The following is a 1731-nucleotide window of genomic DNA, read 5'->3' on the forward strand; positions in this document are numbered from 1 at the left end:
CGGCGCGCGGCCAGCAGGGCACGCCAGGACCGGCAGGTCGGGCTCTCCACGTGCACGGCCCGGTACCAGCCGGTGCGAATGATCTGCGCGAGGCCGCGCGCGTCGTTGCGATCGGTCTTGTTCGGCATGGCACCCATCGCCGCCTTGGCCCGCCGGGTCTCGATGCAGACCGCCGGCAGGCCCGCCGCGACCAGGCTCTCGTGCAGCCAGGCAGACAACGAGCACGCCTCCAGGCCGGTCCGTTCCAGGACGAGCCCCGAGCCTTGCAAGAACGCCACCAGAGCCTCGGGCTCGCTCGGGACCTGTGCCTCTCGCACCATCGTTCCTGCCTCATCGATCACGCAGATCGCGGTCTCTTCCAGCGACACGTCCAACCCGGCAAAGTGCTTCATGGCTGCTCCTCCTCGATGCTCGTGGCCGATGCACACAGACCACGTTCCACCATCCTGGGCGGAGCAGCCACCTTCCCGGTCGGGAGCCCCAATCACCCCATCTGCTGAAACAGGCCGATGCATTGGGCGTTCTGCTGTCTTTGGGGCAGCGGGGACGGGCGATGGTCGGACGATCGAAGATCAGGGCTGATGGTGACGAGCGTGCGGCATTGCGTCTGCTCGCGCGCTCGGGCCACCGCGCCGAGGCAGATCGCGCACGGGCGATCCTGCTGACGTTGGAGGGCCGGGAGGCGGCAGGGATCGCCGCCGCCTTGGGCGTGCATGTCAGCACCGTGCGGGAATGGCGCGGCCTGTTCGCCAAGGGCGGCACCGCCTCCCTCCAGCGCCGCAAGCCACCGGGCCGGCCGAGCCGGATCGGGATCGCAGCGACAGCGCTGGCCGAGGCCATCCTCGACGAGGACGATCGCCACGATGGCGGCTGGACCCTGCCCCGCCTGCGGGCGGAGATCGAGCATCGTGGGGGACCGGCGATCTCGGACGGCTGGCTCTCGATCCAGCTGCGCCGAAAGGGTTCACATGGCGCCGGCCGCTTGTCGGGGCCCCCATCGCGCCAGCGATGGGGTTGGGGCACACGCTGAAAGGCCGTCAGGATACCGAGGCCATCGCCGCCAGTCACAGCCGGCTCATGGAGCTGAGGCGGCAAGCCGCCGCGGCAATGATCGACCTTCTCTTCCTCGATGAATCGGAGGCGCGCACCCATCCTTACCTGGCGCATTGCTGGGCCAGGCGCGGCTTGGACCTGCGCATCGAGGCACCGGGTCAGGCAAAACGGCGCGCCATGCTGGGCGCCTTCGATCCGATCCGCGTCGAGCTTCTTGTGCATACCAGCGCCAGCAAACGCTCGACCGATTTCATCGACCTGCTCAACGCGCTCGAAGCCAGCTACGGCGGCGCCACGCGAACCCGGCCGCTGGTCGCGGTGATGGACAATGGCCCGATCCACACCAGCAAGCTCACGACCAAGGCGCTCGCCGAGCGGCCGTGGCTCACCGTCGAATGGCTGCCCAAATATGCGCCGGAGCTGAACGAGATCGAACATTCCTGGCGCGATCTCAAACGCCATCACCTCGCCAATCGCACCTTCGTCGACGCCGACGATCTCGACTGCACCATCCACCGTGCGGTCGACCGCCTCAATCGGGAGCGCCAACCTCATCCGTCGGCTTCCTTGCTCAAGGCTGCTTAGGTTGAGGGGCAAGCTGCGCCCGCCTGAGCGCGAAGCCCAGCCAAGCGGGCCGGGAGGAGCGGAAAAGCTCCTCAGGACAGCCGGGAAAAGCCC

General features: G+C 68.2%; 3 protein-coding genes. 2 read left to right on the plus strand and 1 reads right to left on the minus strand.

Annotated elements, in window-relative coordinates:
* Positions 1 to 392 (minus strand): transposase (locus tag VFZ66_16010; protein ID HEX6290695.1); only part of this gene is annotated, 392 nt, incomplete at its 3' end.
* A gap of 161 nt (positions 393 to 553) precedes the next feature.
* On the opposite strand from VFZ66_16010, the gene VFZ66_16015 reads away from it, so the two are divergent.
* Positions 554 to 1030, plus strand: coding sequence for a helix-turn-helix domain-containing protein (locus tag VFZ66_16015; GenBank protein ID HEX6290696.1), 477 nt, complete (start codon positions 554 to 556; stop codon positions 1028 to 1030).
* Complete coding sequence (locus VFZ66_16020; protein ID HEX6290697.1) at positions 1009 to 1638, plus strand: IS630 family transposase; 630 nt, start codon at positions 1009 to 1011, stop codon at positions 1636 to 1638. The genes VFZ66_16015 and VFZ66_16020 overlap by 22 nt, the downstream gene beginning before the upstream one ends.
* The last annotated feature ends 93 nt before the right edge of the window (positions 1639 to 1731 follow it).

It is taken from the genome of Herpetosiphonaceae bacterium (assembly GCA_036374795.1).
Taxonomy (GTDB): Bacteria; Chloroflexota; Chloroflexia; order Chloroflexales; family Kallotenuaceae; genus LB3-1.

What these genes read in the sequence shown, in the direction of transcription:
- VFZ66_16015 (HEX6290696.1), top strand. Translation starts at nt 554, where the DNA reads ATGGTCGGACGATCGAAGATCAGGGCTGATGGTGACGAGCGTGCGGCA.
- VFZ66_16020 (HEX6290697.1), top strand. Translation starts at nt 1,009, where the DNA reads ATGGGGTTGGGGCACACGCTGAAAGGCCGTCAGGATACCGAGGCCATC.